The sequence below is a fragment of the Pseudogemmobacter sp. TB195 genome, from assembly GCF_058313095.1.
In genome coordinates this window covers 39079-57967 of sequence record NZ_JBZEGG010000026.1, presented here as the reverse complement: position 1 = coordinate 57967, position 18889 = coordinate 39079, and the positions used below count along the sequence as shown (strand labels likewise).

The 18889-nt window shown below is 60.3% G+C and carries 16 protein-coding genes and 3 pseudogenes; 8 read left to right on the top strand and 11 right to left on the bottom strand.

Annotated elements, in window-relative coordinates; genetic code table 11:
• Positions 1-12: 12 nt before the first annotated feature.
• From AC4FS3_RS22370 to AC4FS3_RS22355, 4 genes are all read left to right on the top strand, one after another.
• On the top strand, positions 13-843 hold the full coding sequence (locus AC4FS3_RS22370) for an alpha/beta hydrolase (protein WP_491022377.1): 831 nt from the start codon (positions 13-15) through the stop codon (positions 841-843).
• A 53-nt stretch (positions 844-896) separates the two neighbouring features.
• Positions 897-1034: a hypothetical protein gene (locus AC4FS3_RS22365; protein WP_491022415.1), complete on the top strand. Its 138-nt coding sequence runs from the start codon at positions 897-899 to the stop codon at positions 1032-1034.
• Complete coding sequence (locus AC4FS3_RS22360) at positions 1031-1549, top strand: DUF4142 domain-containing protein (RefSeq protein ID WP_491022376.1); 519 nt, start codon at positions 1031-1033, stop codon at positions 1547-1549. Before AC4FS3_RS22365 ends, AC4FS3_RS22360 begins: the two co-directional genes overlap by 4 nt.
• 261 nt (positions 1550-1810) lie before the next feature.
• Positions 1811-2020, top strand: coding sequence for a hypothetical protein (locus AC4FS3_RS22355; protein ID WP_491022375.1), 210 nt, complete (start codon positions 1811-1813; stop codon positions 2018-2020).
• A gap of 32 nt (positions 2021-2052) precedes the next feature.
• On the opposite strand, the gene AC4FS3_RS22350 is transcribed toward AC4FS3_RS22355, so the two are convergent.
• Entirely contained in the window at positions 2053-2469 is a 417-nt protein-coding gene (locus tag AC4FS3_RS22350) for a hypothetical protein (protein WP_491022374.1), read from the bottom strand.
• Between the two features lie 467 nt (positions 2470-2936).
• Positions 2937-3266: pseudogene (locus AC4FS3_RS22345) on the bottom strand (integrase core domain-containing protein); the annotation flags it as partial.
• Between the two features lie 69 nt (positions 3267-3335).
• Here AC4FS3_RS22345 and AC4FS3_RS22340 point away from each other — a divergent pair.
• Positions 3336-4596, top strand: a pseudogene (locus tag AC4FS3_RS22340) (IS110 family RNA-guided transposase).
• 232 nt (positions 4597-4828) lie between these two features.
• Here the strand turns inward: AC4FS3_RS22340 and AC4FS3_RS22335 are convergent.
• Positions 4829-5194: pseudogene (locus tag AC4FS3_RS22335) on the bottom strand (transposase family protein); the annotation flags it as partial.
• Between the two features lie 718 nt (positions 5195-5912).
• Between AC4FS3_RS22335 and AC4FS3_RS22330 the strand changes: the two are divergent.
• Positions 5913-6455, top strand: a complete 543-nt coding sequence (locus AC4FS3_RS22330) for a sigma-70 family RNA polymerase sigma factor (protein WP_491022373.1) — start codon at positions 5913-5915, stop codon at positions 6453-6455.
• A 135-nt stretch (positions 6456-6590) separates the two neighbouring features.
• Here the strand turns inward: AC4FS3_RS22330 and AC4FS3_RS22325 are convergent, their stop codons facing one another.
• The 4 genes from AC4FS3_RS22325 to AC4FS3_RS22310 all read right to left on the bottom strand — a co-directional run bounded on the left by AC4FS3_RS22325 (position 6591) and on the right by AC4FS3_RS22310 (position 11602).
• Positions 6591-6863: a hypothetical protein gene (locus AC4FS3_RS22325; RefSeq protein WP_491022372.1), complete on the bottom strand. Its 273-nt coding sequence runs from the start codon at positions 6861-6863 to the stop codon at positions 6591-6593.
• Between the two features lie 82 nt (positions 6864-6945).
• The gene (locus AC4FS3_RS22320; RefSeq protein WP_491022371.1) at positions 6946-10449 is read right to left on the bottom strand and encodes a CheR family methyltransferase; all 3504 of its coding nucleotides are present in this window, start codon (positions 10447-10449) and stop codon (positions 6946-6948) included.
• Positions 10450-10519: 70 nt separating this feature from the next.
• Positions 10520-11089, bottom strand: a complete 570-nt coding sequence (locus AC4FS3_RS22315) for a response regulator (RefSeq protein WP_491022370.1) — start codon at positions 11087-11089, stop codon at positions 10520-10522.
• Between the two features lie 213 nt (positions 11090-11302).
• Entirely contained in the window at positions 11303-11602 is a 300-nt protein-coding gene (locus AC4FS3_RS22310; RefSeq protein WP_491022369.1) for a response regulator, read from the bottom strand.
• Between the two features lie 473 nt (positions 11603-12075).
• Here AC4FS3_RS22310 and AC4FS3_RS22305 point away from each other — a divergent pair, with 473 nt between their 5' ends.
• Positions 12076-12969, top strand: a complete 894-nt coding sequence (locus AC4FS3_RS22305; RefSeq protein WP_491022412.1) for an SDR family oxidoreductase — start codon at positions 12076-12078, stop codon at positions 12967-12969.
• Here the strand turns inward: AC4FS3_RS22305 and AC4FS3_RS22300 are convergent.
• The 4 genes from AC4FS3_RS22300 to AC4FS3_RS22285 form a co-directional block, all read right to left on the bottom strand.
• Positions 12918-13973: a sensor histidine kinase gene (locus AC4FS3_RS22300; protein ID WP_491022368.1), complete on the bottom strand. Its 1056-nt coding sequence runs from the start codon at positions 13971-13973 to the stop codon at positions 12918-12920. The two genes, AC4FS3_RS22305 and AC4FS3_RS22300, sit on opposite strands and share 52 nt — an antisense overlap.
• Positions 13974-14356: 383 nt before the next feature.
• A complete protein-coding gene (locus AC4FS3_RS22295) occupies positions 14357-14944 on the bottom strand; it encodes an NAD-dependent epimerase/dehydratase family protein (RefSeq protein WP_491022411.1) in 588 nt (195 codons plus the stop codon).
• Positions 14945-15087: 143 nt separating this feature from the next.
• A complete protein-coding gene (locus AC4FS3_RS22290; protein ID WP_491022367.1) occupies positions 15088-15585 on the bottom strand; it encodes a YciE/YciF ferroxidase family protein in 498 nt (165 codons plus the stop codon).
• Between the two features lie 4 nt (positions 15586-15589).
• Positions 15590-18016, bottom strand: coding sequence for a membrane-bound PQQ-dependent dehydrogenase, glucose/quinate/shikimate family (locus AC4FS3_RS22285; RefSeq protein WP_491022366.1), 2427 nt, complete (start codon positions 18014-18016; stop codon positions 15590-15592).
• A gap of 387 nt (positions 18017-18403) precedes the next feature.
• Here AC4FS3_RS22285 and AC4FS3_RS22280 point away from each other — a divergent pair, with 387 nt between their 5' ends.
• Entirely contained in the window at positions 18404-18718 is a 315-nt protein-coding gene (locus tag AC4FS3_RS22280) for a hypothetical protein (RefSeq protein WP_491022365.1), read from the top strand.
• Positions 18719-18889: the final 171 nt, after the last annotated feature.

Sequence of the window (18889 nt, the reverse complement as noted above, 5' to 3'; positions counted from 1 at the left end):
AGGGAGAGAATGATGTTGATCCGACTGTCCGCCCTCGCGCTTGGTCTGTCCACGGGTCTTACGCTGGCTGAACCCGCGCCCGACATGCAGGCGGTGCTCGACAAGCTGGTCGAGCTGCAGGCCAAGCCGATCCACACGCTGGACGTGCCCGCCGCCCGCAGCCAGGCCACCCCGGCCGACGCCGCCAAGGCCGTCCAATGGGTAAAGCGCATCCCTTCGGCTCCCGAAGGACGGATCGCGACCGAGGACATCTCCATCCCGACCGATGCCGGACCGCTGCCCGCACGGGTCTACCGGCCCGAAGGGGAGGGCCCGTTCCCGGTGATCGTCTATTTCCACGGCGGCGGCTGGGTGCTTGCGGACCTGAACGTCTATGATGGCACGCCCCGCGCGCTGACGGCGGGGGTGCAGGCGATCACCGTTTCGGTCGAATACCGCCACGCGCCGGAGCACAAGTTCCCCGCCGGGCATGATGACGCCTGGGCGGCCTATCAGTGGATCGTCGAGAACATCCACGACTGGAACGGCGATGCCGCACGGATCGCCGTCGCCGGCGAAAGCGCCGGGGGCAACCTGGCGGCCAATGTCGCCCTGATGGCGCGGGACATGAAGGCGACCATGCCGCTGCGGCAGCTGCTGGTCTATCCGGTTGCGGGCAATGACATGGACACCCCGTCCTATCAGGAACACGCCAAAGCCGCTCCGCTGGGCAAGGCCGACATGGAATGGTTCGTCCGCCACGTCTTTACCTCGCCCGAGGAAGCCGCCGATCCAAGCCTGAACCTGCTGGGGCAGGAAAGCCTTGCCGATCTGCCGCCCGCCACCACATCCTTGCGGAAATAGACCCGCTGCGGTCCGAGGGCGAGGCGCTGGCGGCAGCATTGAAGGCGGCCGGGGTGGAGACCAATCTTCGGGTGTTCACCGGCGTCACGCATGAGTTCTTCGGGGTGGGCAAGGTGGTCGGCGCCGCATCGGAAGCGATGGACATGGCGGTGGCCGATTTGAAACAGGCCTTCACGGCGCAGGAGGAATGACCATGAAACTGATATGCAGCCTGGCCCTTGCGGCCCTGATGACCGGCACCGTCCCTGCCATGGCGCAGGAGGTTGTCGCGGTGATGGACATCGCGCCCGAGGTCTTCGTTCAGACCGCCGCGAAAGCGAACGCGTTCGAGATCCGCTCCAGCGAACTGGCGGTGACCAAGGCACAGACCCCCGCGTTGAAGGACTTCGCCGAACAGATGATCGCCGATCACACCGCCGCCGCCGAAGCCCTGCAGGCAGCGGCGGAAGCCCCTGTCGCGGACGACCTCGACCCCAAGCATGAGGGTATGCTGGCCCTGCTGGAGGGCGCCGAGGGCGGCGATTTCGACATGCTCTACGCCGATATGCAGGCCGCAGCCCATCCCGAGGCCGTGACGCTGTTTTCCACCTTCGTGGCGTCAGGCGACGGCGGCGAGGTTCACGCGTTCGCCGCCGAGACCCTGCCGAGGCTGGTGGAGCACAAGGCGCATATCGACGCGATCATTGGACGCGGCATACGGGACTGACAGGCTGGTGCGCACGGTGCCTTGCGCTTCATCCCCGACAAGAACAGCTCGGTTTGTCGGGCCAGATCGAACAGGCGGCAATTTTCCATCCGCCCCTACTTCGTGACGAAGTTGGTGCCCGTGTTATGATAAACTACCCAAGATTGTGCAGAATGGTCTCAACAAACCAGTTTCTGTGCTCGTTCTCTTACCGGGAAGAAAAGCAGTGGAATGCTTTCTGCCCGGCTCTTGTCGTGGCCGTGTCCAAAGCAGAGAGCAATGATGGGTGAGGACATCGTCAGATTACTGCCACTTCTTCGCTCTCGTGCCCGCGAGCTTGTGATCGAAGAAGGTGCAGCAGATACTCTTGTCGAGCGGACCCTCATCCGCGCGTTGAGGGAAGCGGCATCCTACGACCAAAACTCCTATGTGGAGGAATGGTTGATTTCGCTGATGGTCACGGAATGGGAGGTTTCTCGTCCTCGCCATTGAACTCCATGCTTTTTCGCCTCAGCGACAAGGACCTACTTTCGAAGTTCCAGCAATGATCCGAGATAACGGGCGAGGCGGACCGAGTGCTCTTCAATGGTTTCGCGGCCTCGCCCAATATTTGCCTTGTCCTCAAGGTCCAGAATTTTTACCCGCCTCGCCAATGGATTGCTTGCGGCCCGCCGAACCAGATCGCTGTCAACCTCGCCCTCGCGCCGGGTGAGAGCGTCTACCGCCTCCGCCAGATCATGGCGAAGGCCGGCAACTTTCAACGCGTCGATTGTCCATTCGCTCCGCTCGACAACATCATGCAGAATGCCGACGATACGTTCGTCATCCGTCCTCGCAGCGCGCATGACTCGTAGCGGATGCTCAATGAAAGGTGTTCCATCCCGCTGCGTCTGGCCGTGGTGTGCAGCCGTAGCAAGCTCTATGGCAGCTTCGAGCCTCATATCGGCGCCTTTCCAGGGGTTCACTTCAACGAATACGGCTGGAATGAGACTTTGGATCAGCCGGTGCTGTTATTCGCACCCATATGATACGAAGGTCTCGCTCGCTTCCGTTCGTTATTGAGCATCACAAAGCCGTAATCGTTCCGAGTCTGGCTGGTGAGGCCCGGGGCATTTAACTCCGGGCCTCGGCACTCGGAACCAACCGCCTGGAGAACTCATTTCTCACATTGCAGGCCAGATGGCGATGTGGAGCGCCTTCGATCTTTCCGACTTCGGTGGTGGCGCCGGTGTCCAGATTGACCGAGTGGAAGCCGCCATCGACCACAAGCAATGCTTTGTTACCACCCTCGCCGCCCGAGACGATGTCGAGTGCGGCCTCGGTCGGTTCGGCCGATCTCTCCCACCGCGTTCAGTTTGCCGTCATGCTGCGGTTCCGGCACCGCCAGCCAGCCACGCCGTCGATGTTGGGTCTTGAGTCTGCGTGCGAAGTTGTAGGCGGCCATAAAGTCGCTGAGGTGCGTGCGCAGCTGATCGTGGCTGTCATGGTGGAAGCGCTTAACGGTGGCGTCCTTGATCGTGCGGTTCATGCGCTCGATCTGACCGTTGGTCCAAGGATGGTTGGGCTTGGTCAGCCGGTGCTCGATGCCGTTGGCCTCGCAAATCATGTCGAAGCGCATCGGCCGGGAGTATATTGTGTTCCTGTTCCGTGGCTGCTCTGCGAACTGGATCCCGTAGCATCTCGGGAATGACGTGCCGTTGGATGTTATGGCCGCCTGCGCAGCCCACAAATTGCGCAGCTGGCGGCCATAACCGAGTCTCAGGTCTCTATGGTGGTTTTGCGAACCACACCACAGAGGAGACCGGCTATGGCCAAGGTTGAGCATACTTCGGATGCCCGCGTTCTGGTAGGCATCGACATTTCTAAGCACCGGCACGAGGTGCTGATCGCGGTCCCGGGCAAGACGCGCCGGCGGCGCCTGACGATCACCAACAGCACTGATGACTTCATGCGGCTCATCGACATCTTGCGGGAATACGGCCTGCCTGTCCTGATCGGTATTGAGGCCACGGGCAACTACCATCGCGTGCTGATGTATCATCTTGGCGTCGCCGGTTTCGACCTGAAGCTGGTCTCTTCGGTTGCCTTGGCCCGCACCCGGGAGGCTTTGCACAACAGCTGGGACAAAAATGATCCCAAGGACGCCCAGGTCATCTTGCATATGCTGCAAATTGGTGCCGTGCTGATCTTTCAGGACCCGATGGTGGCTGGCACGAACGACATCCAGGAGTTGTCAAAGACCCATGATCCCGTCTCGCGGGCCAAGACCGAGCTGTGGCACCGCATTCTGACCCATTACCTGCCGCTTTACTTTCCGGAAGCCGACCGTTTCCACCGCAGTTCACGCACTGACTGGTTTCTGGCCTTCCTCGAGATGTTCCCCTCTCCGCACATGATCTCGGCGCTGACCAAGGAGGAGTTCACCAAGACCGCTTGGGAGGTAATCGGGCGCAAGGTCGAGAAGTCTCTCCTGTTGTCAGATATTTACTAGACGGCGAAGACTTCTGCGGGGCTGCCCGTCTCCCCGGAGTCGGACGCCATCCGCATGTTCCGCCTGATGCTGGCCGAAGGCAGAAGTCTGATCCGGCAGCGCAATGCCATTGAAGACCGCGCCGTCGAGCTCCTCGGCGATCGGCCCGATTATCTGCTCCTACGCACCATTCCCGGCATCGGACCGATCAACGCCCTGACCATCCTGGCCGAGACGGGAGACCTGCGCAGGTTCCGCCACCATCGGCAGTTTCTGAAGTTCTGCGGCATGGATCTGGCCACAGTCCAGTCCGGCATGTTCCGCGGCCGGAGCAAGATATCCAAGTATGGCAATGCTCGCTTGCGCCGCACTTTATGGCTGGCGGGGCAGACGGCGGTCATGAAAAAGACCAACAGCTACCGCGACAAATTCGAGCGCTATATCCAAAGATCGGCAAAACCCGGATCTGCGGCGCAAAGCTTATACCGCTATTGCAGCCAAGATGGCGCGCACCATTCACGCCGTGATCAAATCCGGCGAACCCTATCGTCCCTTCTTCGAGGGGACGAGCCCAGGCGGAAGGACCTCTCTCTTCTAGCCGTGGAGGCGCGTGACGCGACCTCGTAGATAATGGTCGGGCCTTCCGCTTGGGATTTAGGATCTCGTCTTAAGGACGGTGAGGGCGGCAACCAGGTCGACCCTGTATTTGCTATGGAAGAGACCACTTCTTGACGGCGGAGCCCGCCTGGGCAACTATTCTCAAGGCATCCGAGCGAACGGATGCCCCGTGATCTGATGCCCAAAACCGCGTTTCCTTCCCGAGCTAGGACGTTGTCCGTGAGAATGGTATGGACCTGATAGGGCACGGATTCGAGCATATGCTGAAGGAACTCCCAGGCTGTCTTCCTGTCAGCCTTGTCGACGAGTTGGGTCACGGCGAATTTGCTCGTTCGGTCGATGCCCACGAACAAATATAATTTGCCTTCAGCGGTTTGCACCTCGGCGATGTCGATGTGGAAGAACCCTATGGGGTAGCGTTTGAACTTCGACCGCTTCGGCTTGTCGCCTGCCGTATCAGGCAGGCGCGAGATGCCATGTCGCTGCAGGCAGCGGTGCAGTGCCGATCGCGTCAGGTGAGGGCTCGAAGGCTGCAGAGCGTAAAGGCAATCGTCCAATGGCAGAAGCGTATGGCGCTTTGACACGCGTGTTCTCGAGGATGTATGTGACGGCCTCCCCGACGATGATCGGCTGGACGCCTCAGGGATCGCTGTTACTATATGCGGGGGGGGCGATCACGCTGGCGGGCATTGTTCACTCTCAACTTGCACGGCACCTGGTAGAGGCTATCGCCGGCAGGTGTAGGGGCGTGAACCATGACCGGAACAACCTCAGGGTTAGCCGGAGCAACAACGTCTATGGCAGGTGAGTGCGGCGTCCCGTTCTGCCGCAAAAGATGGCATACCCGTACGGCAGAGGGATGGACCATGTATCACTTCCGCCAGCCTTACTGGACATTTACCCGGCTGGATGCAAATAGCTGTATTCTGACGGGGATGTTGGGTAAACTTTTGTCGTGACAACACTGGCTGGATCAGATCAATGGTGAATTCGGTTATTCCTTTCCCTGGACAGTATGCGGAGGCGTCTTCCGAGGAAGAGGAAATTGTTCGGGCTGCCACGCAGGACCTCTTGCGCGCGGTCGCGGCTCAGCCTGTGCCTGACAGGTTGCATGCACTCGCGGCGGAACTGGGCAGAGCTCTGGATATGCGAGGCACCGAATTGTTCGCGCCAGACGATGAGACTGACCGTACGGCCTGACTTTTTGGCGGAGTACCGCTGATTGCCCTGGAGCTTCGGAACCTGGAGTCCACTGGCTGGTTGGTCTCCCGTTACAGAAGCTGAGGGAGAGAGAGCATGGTGACGCCACGCGGGTTCGGAAGCCAGACCAGGGCAGCTTCGGACGAGTTGATCGAAATGATCCCGACGCTCCGAATCTATGCGCGCAATCTGATGCGAGGCGGTGATGAGGTCGATGATCTCGTTCAGGAAACGCTGATGAAAGCGATTGCAAACGCTGCACGCTTTGAACCAGGAACCAACCTGCGGGCCTGGCTTTTCACCATCATGCGCAATTCGTTTCTCACGCGTGTCCACAAGCGTGCGCGCGAGCCCGTGGGCCGCGCAGATTGTGTATCTGGCAACGTCATCTGCTTTCCGCGCCATGATGCCCAGATTGCCGGAAATCGTGTTATCCAGGCGATTGATCGGCTTCCGAGCCAGTATCGGGAAGCGCTGGTCCTAGTGTTCGTCGTCGGCGAAAGCTATCAGGATGTTGCCCGGATCTGCGATTGCGCCATCGGTACCGTGAAGAGCCGCGTAAGCCGCGGCCGGCAAATGCTGATGGAGGATCTGGGAGTGACGCGGGTCAGCGATCTCATCGCTGTGAATTATGGATGAATTCTGCGGGCTCACACATTCGATGAGCCCATAGCTCGTCCTGATATCATGACGATGCGTATACCTCCGGCTAGATGCAGCATCGCGTTCACTAAAGATGTGGCCGCCGAATTCCCGCGTCCTGCTTCGGGGATTCTAACTGTTGGGGCCCGGTTCAGGAGCCGGTCGTTGTTGCCGATCTTCCGGGTCGACCTGCTCTTCGTTCCCATTGTCATTGGGGTCCTCATCTAGAGGATCGTTTCCCGGTAGGATATTCCCTTCCTCATCGGCGGGAAGCGGGTCGTTTTGCGTCCAACGCAACTCCTCGATGGCGCGGTCAAAAACCGGCATCTCAGTGCATGTTTTATCTATCCTCGCAACTCCGCCACGGGCGTCGCGAGCGGCTGGCTTTTCAGGTGCTTTACTCATCAGACTGGTCCTCCGCTGCTCGATGGATATTCAATCGTCAAGCTTGGGGAATGTTCCCGCGCTGATAGAAACGATCGCTGGATCAGAGTGGCAGAGCGATCGTGCAGCGAACCCCGTCGGCGTCGAGCCGGAATGTCGTGATCGCGTCCAACTGATAGGGCAAGGCCTTTTCGATCAACTCCCGTCCCTGGCCAAGGCGGGGAGTGGTGTCAGGGATTGTCACACCAGTCTCGCTCCATTCGACAAGCAGGAGCGGGCGGTCGATGTCCTCGATCCGCCAGGCGACCAGCAGTTTCCCTCCCAACTGCCCAAGGGCTCCATGCTTCACAGCATTGGTGGCAAGCTCATGCAAGGCCATCGCCAGCATCTGCACCGCAAGGGGCCGCAGCGGCACATCGGATGGGCCATCAAGCCTGACCCTCTCTCCCGGGTCCGTGCCTACGGCGGAGAGCGCGCTCTTCACCAATTCGTCAAAGTGCACTGCGTCGTTTTCATCCAGGCTCGACAAGAGCCCCTGGACCCGTGCCAGCATTTCCAGCCGGTCGCGAAAGCGCTGCCCGAAATCAACAAGATCCCGTGCAGATTGAAGGGTTCGCTGCGCGACCTGACGCACCACCGACAACAGATTGCGGGTCCGGTGCTGCAACTCGGCCACCAGTAGCCGCTGGCGCTCCTGAAGATTGTGCAGTTCGTCGATATCGGTCGAAGTGCCCAGCCATTCGATGATGCGACCTTCACTATTGCGCACCGGTGTCGCGCGGGTCTTGAACCACCGCCAGAGACCGTCGTCCGCAGATCTCAGCCGGAACTCCACCTCGAAGCCGTCGGCCTCGGCCGCGGCCCATGCCGTATGTGCGGCGTCACGGTCATCGGGATGGACAGCATCCAACCAGCCCAGGCCGAGCGCTTCTTCTGATCTCTGGCCGGTATATGCGGTCCATTGCGGGCTGGCCCAGGTCCAGACACCCGGCTCACCCGAGCGCCAAATCAGTTGTGGCAACCCGTCCAGCAGGCGATGAAGCCGTTCTTCGCTGTCGCGCAGCGCGTGCTCTGCGTTGCGTGTTGCGGTCATGTCGGTGAAGGTAAGAACCGTGCCGCCAATGAAATTGTCGATGCTGCGATAGGGCAGGACCCGCACGGCATAATGCCGGTCTCGCGCGAGATCAGCGACGATGCGTTCCACTGGAATGAGGTTTTGCAGCACGCCTTTTATGTCTTCCTGGATTTCCGGATAGCTGATCCGCGTGACGACATGGTCCAACGGGCGGCCGATATCCGTATCGAGCAGATGGAAGACTTCTGTGGCAGAGGCGGTGAAACTGCGCAGGCGCAGGTCATTGTCCAGAAAGATGGTTGCGATCTGGCTAGCTTCCAGCAGGTTCTTGATATCCGAATTGCTGCGCGCCAGCTCGTGAATCTGGTGACCAAGCTCGAGATTGACGGTCTGGAGCTCTTCGTTCACCGATTGCAGCTCTTCCTTCGAGGTCTCCAGTTCCTCATTGGTGGATTGCAGCTCTTCGTTGACCGACTGGTATTCCTCGTTCGACGAGCGCAGCTCTTCGTTGGTGGATTCCAGTTCTTCGATGGTGGCCTGCAGGCGCTCCCGGGTGATGCGAAGCTCATTTTCAAGCCTTTGCACATGATCGTCGGAATCCGGTGGCTCGGCGGGTTCCGTGTCCGCCGTCGCGATCCCCGCATGTTGGAACACCACCACGAGTGAGGTGATGTGCTCGCGGCTCAGCGGTTCGATCACGATGTTCACGCAGAGGGCCTGATCATCCTGCCGGACCAGTTGGCGCGGCAGGTCGACTCGGACCCCTTCCGATACCGCGCGATAAAGCGCCGAGCGCAGCTCGACCCGCAGATCGCGATGGACGAGGTTGATCAGGTTCAGGGATGCGGTTCCGGTGAGCGGCTCCAGAAACCGGCCGATCCGGCCCGAGAAATGCAGCACCTCGAACTGGGTATCCACCACCACATAACCGGGAGCGAAACGCTCGGCGACAGCATCCGCCTGTTTGCTGACGGTATCCGACAGACGTGACAGCGGCAGGGGGTCCGATGACGCGGGGGCCGCACCTCTGCTGGCCTGCTGACGGACGGCGGGCGGGAAGTCCGGGATCACTCTGGTCGCCGTCTCCAGCTTGCGGAACAGCCTGTTCTTGCGGTCGATCGGGGCAAAGAGCGTCTGATGCCGTGTCACATTCTCCGATGATCCGAGCATCAGGAGGCCACCGCTTCGCAAGGCAAAGTGGAAAAGCGGGATCGTGCGGTCCTGCACCTCGACGTTGAGGTAGATCAGCAGATTGCGGCAGGACAGCAGGTCGATCCGCGAAAAAGGGGCATCCTTGACCAAGTTGTGCGGCGAGAAGATGCAGATCTCGCGCAATTCCTTGACCACGCTGTAGGTGTCGCCCTCGCGCGTGAACCAGCGATCCAGCCGGTCGGCGCGGATGTGTTCGGCAATTGTCGACGCATAGCGCGCTGCCCGGGCCAGACCGAGTGCGCGGGCATCCAGATCGGTGGCAAAGATCTGGATGCGGGGCGGAGAGTCCAGAGTGGACGCATGTTCCTTCAGCAACATGGCGATAGAGTATGCCTCTTCGCCGGTCGCACATCCGAGCACCCAGATGCGGATCGTATCCTCTGGCCGCTTTTCGTGAAACAGCGCCGGGATCTCGCGTTCCAGAAGCTCGAATTCCTGAGGGTCGCGGAAGAACTGTGTCACGCCGATCAGCAGATCCTGAAACAGGCGTTGTACCTCTTCGCGGTTCTCCCGTAACAGCTCGACATAGGCCGAAATATCCGGCAGTTGTAGCAGCAGTAGCCGCCGCTGCACCCGGCGGACGAAGGTGCCGCGTTTGTAGCCGTGAAAATCATTGCCGGTCACGCGGCGCAGGGCCGCTACGATCCCCGATATCTGCGATTCCACGGCCTCGGCGGTCAGTCTAATGCTTGCGTCGGGAAGAACCGCGATATTGCCGATATAAAGGTCGATTTCGGCCGCGATGCGGCTCGGGGTACCGCGCAGGTCGAGCACGCCGGACGGCCCCGCTGTTTCGGACCCATCTTCGTCGCCGGGGTCCCATTCCCCGATGGAAAGCCCGCCACATTCCTTGGTGGCGCGCAAACCGACCACGCCTTCGTCGTGAAGGCCGTTCAGGATCACTGCGACAGAGCGGCGGCCCGCGCGGCGAGCAATGGATTCCAGCATGGTATCCACCGCCCCGGTGGTCCTGTCTGCCTGTCGATCCCTCAACGACAGCATGCCGGCGTCCAGCGTCATCAGCTGATTTGAAGCTGCAATATAGACATGCTCCGGGCTCAGGGGCGCGCCATCTTCCGCTACGAGAATCGTCAGGGCTGAAGCGCCGGCAGCATGATCAAGCACCTTATCCAGGCTTGGCGGATCAATTCCTCCGATTGCCACCAGATAAACGCCGCCAAGGCCAGGCTCGATGGACGCGAGAATACCGGTAAGAGAATCAAGCGAACGTGCCGTCACAGCAATGCCGATTACTGCGGCGATATCTTGCGGTAAATCATCGGCCCCTTGCACCGGGCCAGTCTCGGGCGAATTGGTCATGAAAGGTCCTGGCACAGGTCGCAGAGGCGTGTGTGACCATAGACCGATGCGCGCTGCAACGACAGCGGGTTCAGTTCAACAGATCGCGTCCCCGCTCAACCACTGCGCGCTCCATCAGCTGTTGCAGCCATTTCTCCAATGGAGGAACCGAGGTCAGCGCAGATTGTTCCTGTATTGCCAGCAGAAACGTAGCTTCGACCAGCCTGTCGGCAGCGAGCGGATCTGACAGGATAAGCCTCGCCGAGAGTCGGAGCTTGGGCAGCAGGGATACCAGCGTCTGTGCGTGGCTCCGCATCTGCCGCTCCAGCAGCGCAACTGCTTCGCCAGCCTCATGAGGCTTTGGCAGGTGTGAGATATGTGCGAAGCGTCTTGGAATATCGGCGATATTCTGGGCCGAGTAGAAGACGAATGGAACGGCTGCTTCCACAAGGCGATCCGCGAGAGGATAGACCTTCTGGTCGCGCAGATTCAGGTCAAGCACCGCCATGTCTGCAGCAGCAACATGGCCCGAGGCGTCTATAACGCTGGGGAATGGACCAAGGACATGAGCTTTCGCCGCCCTAAAGTGATCAGCGAGTTCATTGGCTACGAAGTAGTCATCCTCAACGATCATGATATTCTGGCCAGACAGGGTCTGCATCTTGCTTCCGTCTCGCGTCGAGTTCGGTTTGGACTGATGCAACGCACCCTGCGCGGTTCGGGCACGTTCTCCTTACTATGAACCAAGATCAGAATGGTGCAACCCGCGCAGATTTGCGACATAATGACATTATTTCAAAGGGTTGATTTTTGACGCCCGCGAATCTGCGGATATCCGCCTAATATTTGGTCCCGGTCGGACGTTACCCGCTTCTCAGAGGTCAATCGGCTTTTCCAGCCGTGGCACCCCTGCATAGGCCAACGGCAATACGCCCGTATCATATCCTGTGATGAACAGGAGCGGTACTCCGGCTGCAATCAGGCAGTCAGCTACCGGAAAGACCATTTCTCCTCTCAGGTTCACATCCAGCATCGCGAAGTCGGGCATCGAGCCGGCGTGAAAGTAATCCAGCGCCTCCCCAACTGTCGGCAACGGACCGATGACCTTCGCACCGAGGTGGTCCAGAAAACGCGCCAGATCGGCTGCCACAAGGTACTCGTCCTCGACGATCATCACGCGCCTCTCGCGAAGATCTGGCAGGAAGGAGGCCAGCTTTCGCTGTGTCATGTTTCCGGTCCTTGCTGAGGTCGTGGCGGCAGCGCTGCAGTCAATCTTTCCCCGAAATGGGAGGCGTGAACAGCACCAGTGTCCCGCGCTGAAGTCTCATGGCGAAGGATGCCATCGGCGGTGGTGCCGCGCTCTTAGGCATTCGGCGGAAGGCCAGCGGCCGTCGAGGACGATGAAACAGGCGCGACAGGAGATGAACGGAGGCAAGAGCAGGAAGTTCCCGCAATCGGCAAAGGTTTTGGAAGAAGCCTTTCGGCACGTGAACTTGCTGTCCGGGGTCGGTGAGGCAATGGGAAGGGAACATACGGGAGAGGTTCTTGTTGACGGAGAAAGGCAATAGCGGAGACGAAGCCATGACGGGTTCCAAAGACGAGAATGCCACTGCAACGATCATCGCCAATGCCCCGGGCCATGAAAGGATGGATAGGGACGGAAAGACTTCCCCAGGCCGTTTTCATCGTGACTATCCCAAACCGCCTTTTCCCGAGCAGACCCAGGACCTTCCTGGAAGTTTTCAGGCGATGCAGCCCCGCCCGGATCATGGCGAGGAAAGCTGGCGTGGGGCCGGGCGCCTCGACGGGATGGTTGCGGTGATTACCGGGGCCGACAGCGGTATCGGGCGCGCCGTTGCAATCGCTTATGCGCGCGAGGGGGCTGATATCGCGCTCGTATATCTTGATGAGACCGCAGACGCGCTGGATACCGCTGGCCTGATAGAAGAGGCCGGCAGACGTTGTGTCCGCCTCGCGGGAGATATCGCAGATCCGGCACATTGCCGGTCCGTCATTGGCAAGGCTGTCGCCGAATTCGGACGGATCGACATCCTGGTCAACAATGCTGCGCATCAGGACACGTTCGAAGAACTTGAGGCCGTTTCAGATGAGGAATGGGAGCACACTTTTGCCGTCAACATCCATGCGATGTTCTGGCTTTGCAAAGCTGCTGTCCCGCATATGCGACCGGGCAGCGCGATCATCAACACGGCCTCGATCAATGCCGACATGCCGAACCCGACGCTGCTTGCCTACGCCACCACGAAGGGGGCGATCCAGAACTTCACCGGAGGGCTGGCCCAACTTCTTGCAGACAAGGGAATCCGTGTGAATTGCGTGGCGCCAGGGCCGGTCTGGACCCCCCTCATTCCGGCGAGCATGTCGGGTGAAAAGGTGGCGAAATTCGGCGAAAATTATCCGATGAAGCGCCCGGCGCAGCCTGTGGAACTGGCTTCGGCCTATGTTATGCTGGCCGAGCCGATGTCGAGCTACATATCGGGCGCGACAGTGGCGGTGACCGGTGGCAAGCCACTGATCTGAGATTCTTCCTGATCTGCGGCGGCCGGCGATCGGAGCGAAAACACAACGCCCTGCGGCGCAAACGTCAGGATAGCGTCACCACGAAATTCCTGGCGAAGCGCGGTTTCAATCAGGTCTCTTCCGAAACCACTGGCGGTCGGCTCGGTGACCGGTGGGCCGCCTTCCTCGCGCCAGAAAAGCTCAAACCGGCCGCGGCGTTGGGTCCACTCGATGGCCACCCGGCCGCTGCCGTTCGACCAGGCCCCGTATTTCAGGGCATTCGTTGCCAGTTCACCAAGCGCAAGACTGAGGGCGAAGACCTGATCGGCCTCGATCATCACCGGCGGACCGCGGGTGACCAGCCGGTTTTCCGGCAGGCTGCCGGCAAGGGCATCCGCGATCAGCGTCCGGATGTCGAGTTTTCCGTCGATGTCCTCAAGCAGCGCGCGCTGTGCCTGATCGAGCTGCGTTAGGCGGCGAATAGCCGCTTCAAGCGCTTCCTCGGTCGATGTTGCGCGGCTGAACGTCAGGCGAATGATCGCCACCGCCTTGGCATAGGCATTCTTGATCCTGTGTCGTAGCTCGCCGTTCAGAATGCGATTGCGGCGGGCGGTCAGGACCTCGCCCGTGGTTTCCACCACAGTGTCCATGAAACCACAAATGGCACCAGTCTCGTCTGCCACCGGGCTGTAGCAGAAGGTGAACCAGCCGATTTCCGGCCCATTGCCGCGCTCGATCTGAAGTTCGTAGTTCCGGATGAACGTCGATTGCCCGCCTAGTGCGCGCTCCGCAATTGGTCCGATTTCGTGCCAGGCCTCAGCCCAGATCTGGCTGAACGGCTGGCCGAGACAGGGAGCTTTTTCCCCCAGGATCGGCACAAAGGCATCATTGTATATCGTGATCATTTCCGGACCCCAGCACAGGCATTTGGGGAAGTCAGAGCGCAGGATGAGGTCGACTGTGATTTTGAGCGCAACCGGCCAGGTACTGCGCGGGCCAAGTGGAGTCCGGCTCCAGTCGAACACGCGGACCTGATCACCCATCACCCGATCATGTCCGGTTTCCATGATGCTGAACCCGCTCTTCAAATCTGCGAGGGAAGATGTCTTTGCGCCGGAACATTGATATTTTCCGGCGTGCCGATCAAGTCCAAACCTTCTCGCCGTAGTTGCATGGCGATCATGGGGGCGTCAAAGCGACTAAAGGCAAGGTGCGGCAGCGGATTCTTGCAGGCTGTAGGGATCTCTCCTGTCGCGCTGTGAGGATGGGCCCTGTTCTTGGCAAGGGGGAACGGTTGTGGGGTGCTGACAATCGGGTACGGTGGCGGGAATTCATCGTAAACGGGGATCGGTTTGCTCGGAGCAGGTGAGGCAGGCCTGCGAGAAACATCGGCATGTCGTCACAGGACTCAGATCGGTACGTCATTGAAAAGTCTTGCAGAACTGACTGGCCGCGGTCCGATCAGATCGGCCGCATCATGCAGCCGCTGCAGCATATCTCGGGCGTGACCTGTGAATCCCGACCGACCTGGCCAGTGAACCAGGTCTTCGAGTCCCGCGGCAAGTGAATATTCCGGAACAAAGCCGATCCTCTCTTCTGCAGCGCCCGGCAATCCGGCGAGATATCGGCTGGTCCCTCTGCAGGCCATTTCCAATGGTGTAACGCAGCCGGCCTGTCCAAACGCGATACGTGCAACCTGGTGGGCGACCTCGGCTGAAGTGTGACCGATGCCTGTCGTGATGTTGAGAGGGGGAATTGTCCGGTCGCAATATGTCAGGGCATGACACATCGCCTTTGCTGCGTCCCGGACATGCAACCAGTCATCCCTTTGCCCGCCATCTTCGAGGAGCAGCGGCGGTTCCCGCCGAAGAATATCGCATAGCAGAAGATCGGTTTCTCCGTTGATCGTTTTGCTGCCATCCATCGGAGTGCCGTAGAGGCGGCCCATGCGCAGGACCGCGGTTCCGGCACCAGTGGCTCTCGCCCAGATACGCACCCAGATGGCGACCTTGATAGCTGCAGGCAGATGTGACGAGGACACAGGTCATGGCTCGCTAGCACTCCAGAGGGGGCTGGTTCCGAGCTGAGCAGAACCAGCCCTGCCGGCGCCGCCACCGGGAGCAGATGGCAGAACCGGCCTCAGGCGGCGGCGAGCGCGGCCTGGTTGACCGAACCGTCGGCGAGTTCCGTCAGTGCGCTGTCGGTCGCCTCTTCTTCGGTGAGGGTTTTTTGCAGGATCTGTGCGATCTCGCCCTGACCCATCAGTTCCGCCCAGTTTCTGAGTGTGCCGTAGCGGGCGATCTCATAATGTTCGACGGCCTGTGCTGCGGCGATCAGACCGGCATCAAGCGCCGGCGAGCCCTTGAAGCTGTCGATCACCTCTTCGCCTTCATCGAGGATGCCTTCGATCGCCGGGCAGGTCTTGCCGCGTGCGGGCTTACCCAGAATGTCGAATACCTGCTGGAGCCGCTCGACATGGATCTGGGTTTCGTCATGATGTTTCTCAAAAGCCGTTCCCAACTCCGTCGACTGCGCGGCGCGCGCCATTTTCGGCAAGGCTTTCAGGATCTTGCGCTCGGCGTAGTAGACGTCCTTAAGAAGATCGTGAAACAGATCGTCCAGTGTCTTCGCTTTCATGGCTTCACTCCATTGCAGGTTGGTCGGGTTCAGCTTCAGGAACCGGCGTGGGGAAGGATTGTTCCGGCTGATCGGGCTCTTCTTCGTTCAGCGGTGGGTGATCACCGGAAAGCGCATAGGCAATGACGTAATCCCCGGCTCTGGTGCCGACTGAACCATGGCCTCCCGCCACGATGACCACATATTGCCGCCCGTCTATCGCATAGGTCATGGGTGTCGCCTGACCGCCGGCGGGCAGCCTCGCGCGCCAGATTTCGGCGCCCGTGGTAAGGTCGTAGCCGCGCAGATAGTCATCGACCGTGGCACCGAGGAAAGCCACCCCCCCGCCGGTGATGATCGGCCCGCCGATGCCCGGCACCCCTGTTTCAAAGGGCAGCGGCAGCGGCGTCATATCCCTCACCGTGCCATTCCGGTGCATCCAGACGATTTCGCCGCTGCGCAGATCCGCGCCGGCCACAAATCCCCAGGGCGGGGCGGAGCAGGGCACGCCCAGCGGCCCGAGAAATGGCCCCATGAAGACGCCAAAGTCCGCACCATCATTGCGATTTAGACCCTGCTCGGAGGCTTTTTCATCTTCGCCCTTCGGCGGAATATCGGCGGCCGGGACCAGTTCCACGGTGAAAGGAAGATAGGTGGGCATGCCGAACATCACCTGACGGACGGGATCGACCGCAACGGATCCCCAGTTGAAAACCCCGAAATTTCCGGGATGAACGATGCTTCCCTCAACCGAGGGCGGGGTGTAACGGCCTTCATAGTTCAACTGATGGAACCGGATGCGGCAGGCAAGCTGGTCGAAGATCGTTACCCCCCACATATCGGCCTCGCGCAACATCGGCGGCTCGAAAGAAAGTGCCGAGACCGGCTGTATGGGCGCGGTCCATTCGCCGGGGATAGCGCCGCTGGGTGCCGCGCGCTGGCCGACCGGCAGCACGGGGCTGCCGGTCCGGCGGTCAAGCACGTAGATATCGCCCTGCTTGGTCGGCTGGACCAGGGCGGGCACCCGGCCCCCAGGCATATCAAGGTCGATCAGCACCGGCTGCGCCGGCACATCCATGTCCCAAAGGTCATGATGAACCGTCTGGAAGACCCAGACGCGTTGACCTGTTGCGATATCCAGCGCAACAACCGATGAGGAATTCTCCTCCACCGCCACGCTGCGCCCGGCCCCGAGCTGGTCGGGAACCTGGTTCCCGAGCGGGATATAGACGAGGCCAAGCGCCTCATCATAGGAAAAGACCGACCAGCTGTTGGGGGAATTAGCGGAGTAGCTCTCGCCCTCCGCGATATTGATGGGGGCGGTATTGCCCGGATCGCCAGCATCCCAATTCCAGGTCAGCGTGCCCGACCGGATGTCATAGGCGCGGATCACTCCTGACGGCGACTGTACCGAGAAGTTGTCATTCACCGCGCCGCCGATGATCAGCTTGTCGTCCACTGCAACAGGCGGCGAGGTGGAATAATAGTACCCCGCGGGCTGATAGGGCATGCCGGGCAGCAGCGAGATTTCGCCGCCCTCACCAAAACTCTCGCATCGCTGGCCGCTTTGCGCATCCAAGGCGATCAGGCGGGCGTCCGCGGTCGGCATATAGACTCTCGTGGCACATGCGGTGCCCGGGATGACCGCATCATCCTCCCAGTATGTCACGCCGCGACAGGTCTGGTGCTGGCGATCCGGCTCCATGCCGGAGCGGGCGTCATAGCGCCAGATCTCACGGCCGGTTGCAGCATCGACGGCTATGGCAAGGTTGTGCGGCGTGCAGAGGAACAGCCGGTCCCCGACCTTGAGCGGTGTGACCTGATAGGTCGTCTCGGTCACATCCTCGGGCAAGCGCAGATCACCGGTCTGGTAGCGCCAGATTTCTGACAACTCACCGATATTCCCCGGTGTGATCTGATCCAGCGGCGAATAGCGTTGGCCGTAACCGCCACGACCGTAGACTTGCCAGTCTGCATCGGTGAAACCCGCGCCGGTCGACGGGTCGGGATTGACGGTATCTGCTCTCAGATGGCCCGAAAGATCCTTGGGATCATGCATCATCGACCAGAGGGCAACCGCAGCACTGCTCAGCAGGACCGCTCCGGCAAAGACAGTCCCCTGCCGGGTTTCGTTCCGCTCTGCGACCGGTTTGATCCTTTCAAGGACGAAAAGCCAGATTCCCAGCAGGACCAGCAACCAGCCGCGCGGTGCCAGTTGGTACCAGTCCGCGCCTACCTCCCAAAGCGCCCAGATCATCGTTCCGATCAGCACCAGAGCGTAGAAGGGTAGAGCGACGGCGACACCCCGCCACAGCAAGATGGCCGTGACAAGTACGCCCGATCCGATTAGCAGGTAGGCCGGGCTTCCGCCGAGCGATATGAGCCATACCCCGGGGATAACGAGTGCGATCCCGATCAGGGCGAAAACGAGGGCCGTCAGCGTCCGGGCCATGGGCGGTTCCTTTCGGTCGTTCAGTGTCGGCCGCGGAAACGGCCCTGGCGGGAGTGCTCATGAGACAGTCTGAGCCGAGGCTAGGAGTCTGGTCCGCAGATGGTTCGCCGGTGCCTCATCGGCGTTCCGCCAAATGGCCCCGACCATCTCAATGATATTGCCGGGATTCTTTCGGCATGGTTCAGAACGGACATTCCGATGAATTGTTCCCGTGCGATGCGTGGTCGCGCTTGCCGGCCAGAAACGGGCCCGGCGCAGTGCCGGTTTGACATCCACTGTTCCCGCTATGTGGAGGCGCGAGTTTTCGCTGACCTGCACTCTACTGGGAACAATAGCCGCAAGCCCCTGATTGAAGCCCTGTCAGACCGAACCTGAAAGGAATTCGTCATGTCCGCGCCGCAAACCAACCTGGAGAAGCAAAAAAGGCGGCATTGGGCGCCGTTGCTGGGAATGGCGCTCGTCACCCTGTTTGGCGTCGGGATAATTCTTTACTGGCTGGGAGAAGAAGTCGCTGAATCCGATCCACGATCTCCTGCGGGTATTGACGCCGGAACAGTCAATGAACCGGCACAGTCAACCATCCCTGCAGAGGTGATCGAGCCCGGTGCTCAACCAGGCGTCAACGAAAGCCCGACCAGCCCGCCGACCATCCGGGAAAGCCCTCCTGTCCCCAATACACCCGATGAGCTGACGACGGAGTAGGCGTCGGTCCGCCTTGCGGTGTACGTTTGCGCACCGCAAGGCCGGTCACATGTGAAGAGCCCTATTCCCGAAAGGGCAGGGCGATAAACGATCCGTTGTCAGCTGCTTCAGCCTCAGAATGGAACCTCATCAGGGGACTTCCCATTCCGACGTGTCTTTCTGGGGCAGCAA

Bases quoted from the DNA above. Each gene is read 5' to 3' on its own strand.
- AC4FS3_RS22370 (WP_491022377.1), top strand. From the start codon at position 13: ATGTTGATCCGACTGTCCGCCCTCGCGCTTGGTCTGTCCACGGGTCTT.
- AC4FS3_RS22360 (WP_491022376.1), top strand. From the start codon at position 1,031: ATGACCATGAAACTGATATGCAGCCTGGCCCTTGCGGCCCTGATGACC.
- AC4FS3_RS22355 (WP_491022375.1), top strand. From the start codon at position 1,811: ATGGGTGAGGACATCGTCAGATTACTGCCACTTCTTCGCTCTCGTGCC.
- AC4FS3_RS22350 (WP_491022374.1), bottom strand. From the start codon at position 2,469: ATGAGGCTCGAAGCTGCCATAGAGCTTGCTACGGCTGCACACCACGGC.
- AC4FS3_RS22330 (WP_491022373.1), top strand. From the start codon at position 5,913: ATGGTGACGCCACGCGGGTTCGGAAGCCAGACCAGGGCAGCTTCGGAC.
- AC4FS3_RS22325 (WP_491022372.1), bottom strand. From the start codon at position 6,863: ATGAGTAAAGCACCTGAAAAGCCAGCCGCTCGCGACGCCCGTGGCGGA.
- AC4FS3_RS22320 (WP_491022371.1), bottom strand. From the start codon at position 10,449: ATGACCAATTCGCCCGAGACTGGCCCGGTGCAAGGGGCCGATGATTTA.
- AC4FS3_RS22315 (WP_491022370.1), bottom strand. From the start codon at position 11,089: ATGCAGACCCTGTCTGGCCAGAATATCATGATCGTTGAGGATGACTAC.
- AC4FS3_RS22310 (WP_491022369.1), bottom strand. From the start codon at position 11,602: ATGATCGTCGAGGACGAGTACCTTGTGGCAGCCGATCTGGCGCGTTTT.
- AC4FS3_RS22305 (WP_491022412.1), top strand. From the start codon at position 12,076: ATGGATAGGGACGGAAAGACTTCCCCAGGCCGTTTTCATCGTGACTAT.
- AC4FS3_RS22290 (WP_491022367.1), bottom strand. From the start codon at position 15,585: ATGAAAGCGAAGACACTGGACGATCTGTTTCACGATCTTCTTAAGGAC.
- AC4FS3_RS22285 (WP_491022366.1), bottom strand. From the start codon at position 18,016: ATGGCCCGGACGCTGACGGCCCTCGTTTTCGCCCTGATCGGGATCGCA.
- AC4FS3_RS22280 (WP_491022365.1), top strand. From the start codon at position 18,404: ATGTCCGCGCCGCAAACCAACCTGGAGAAGCAAAAAAGGCGGCATTGG.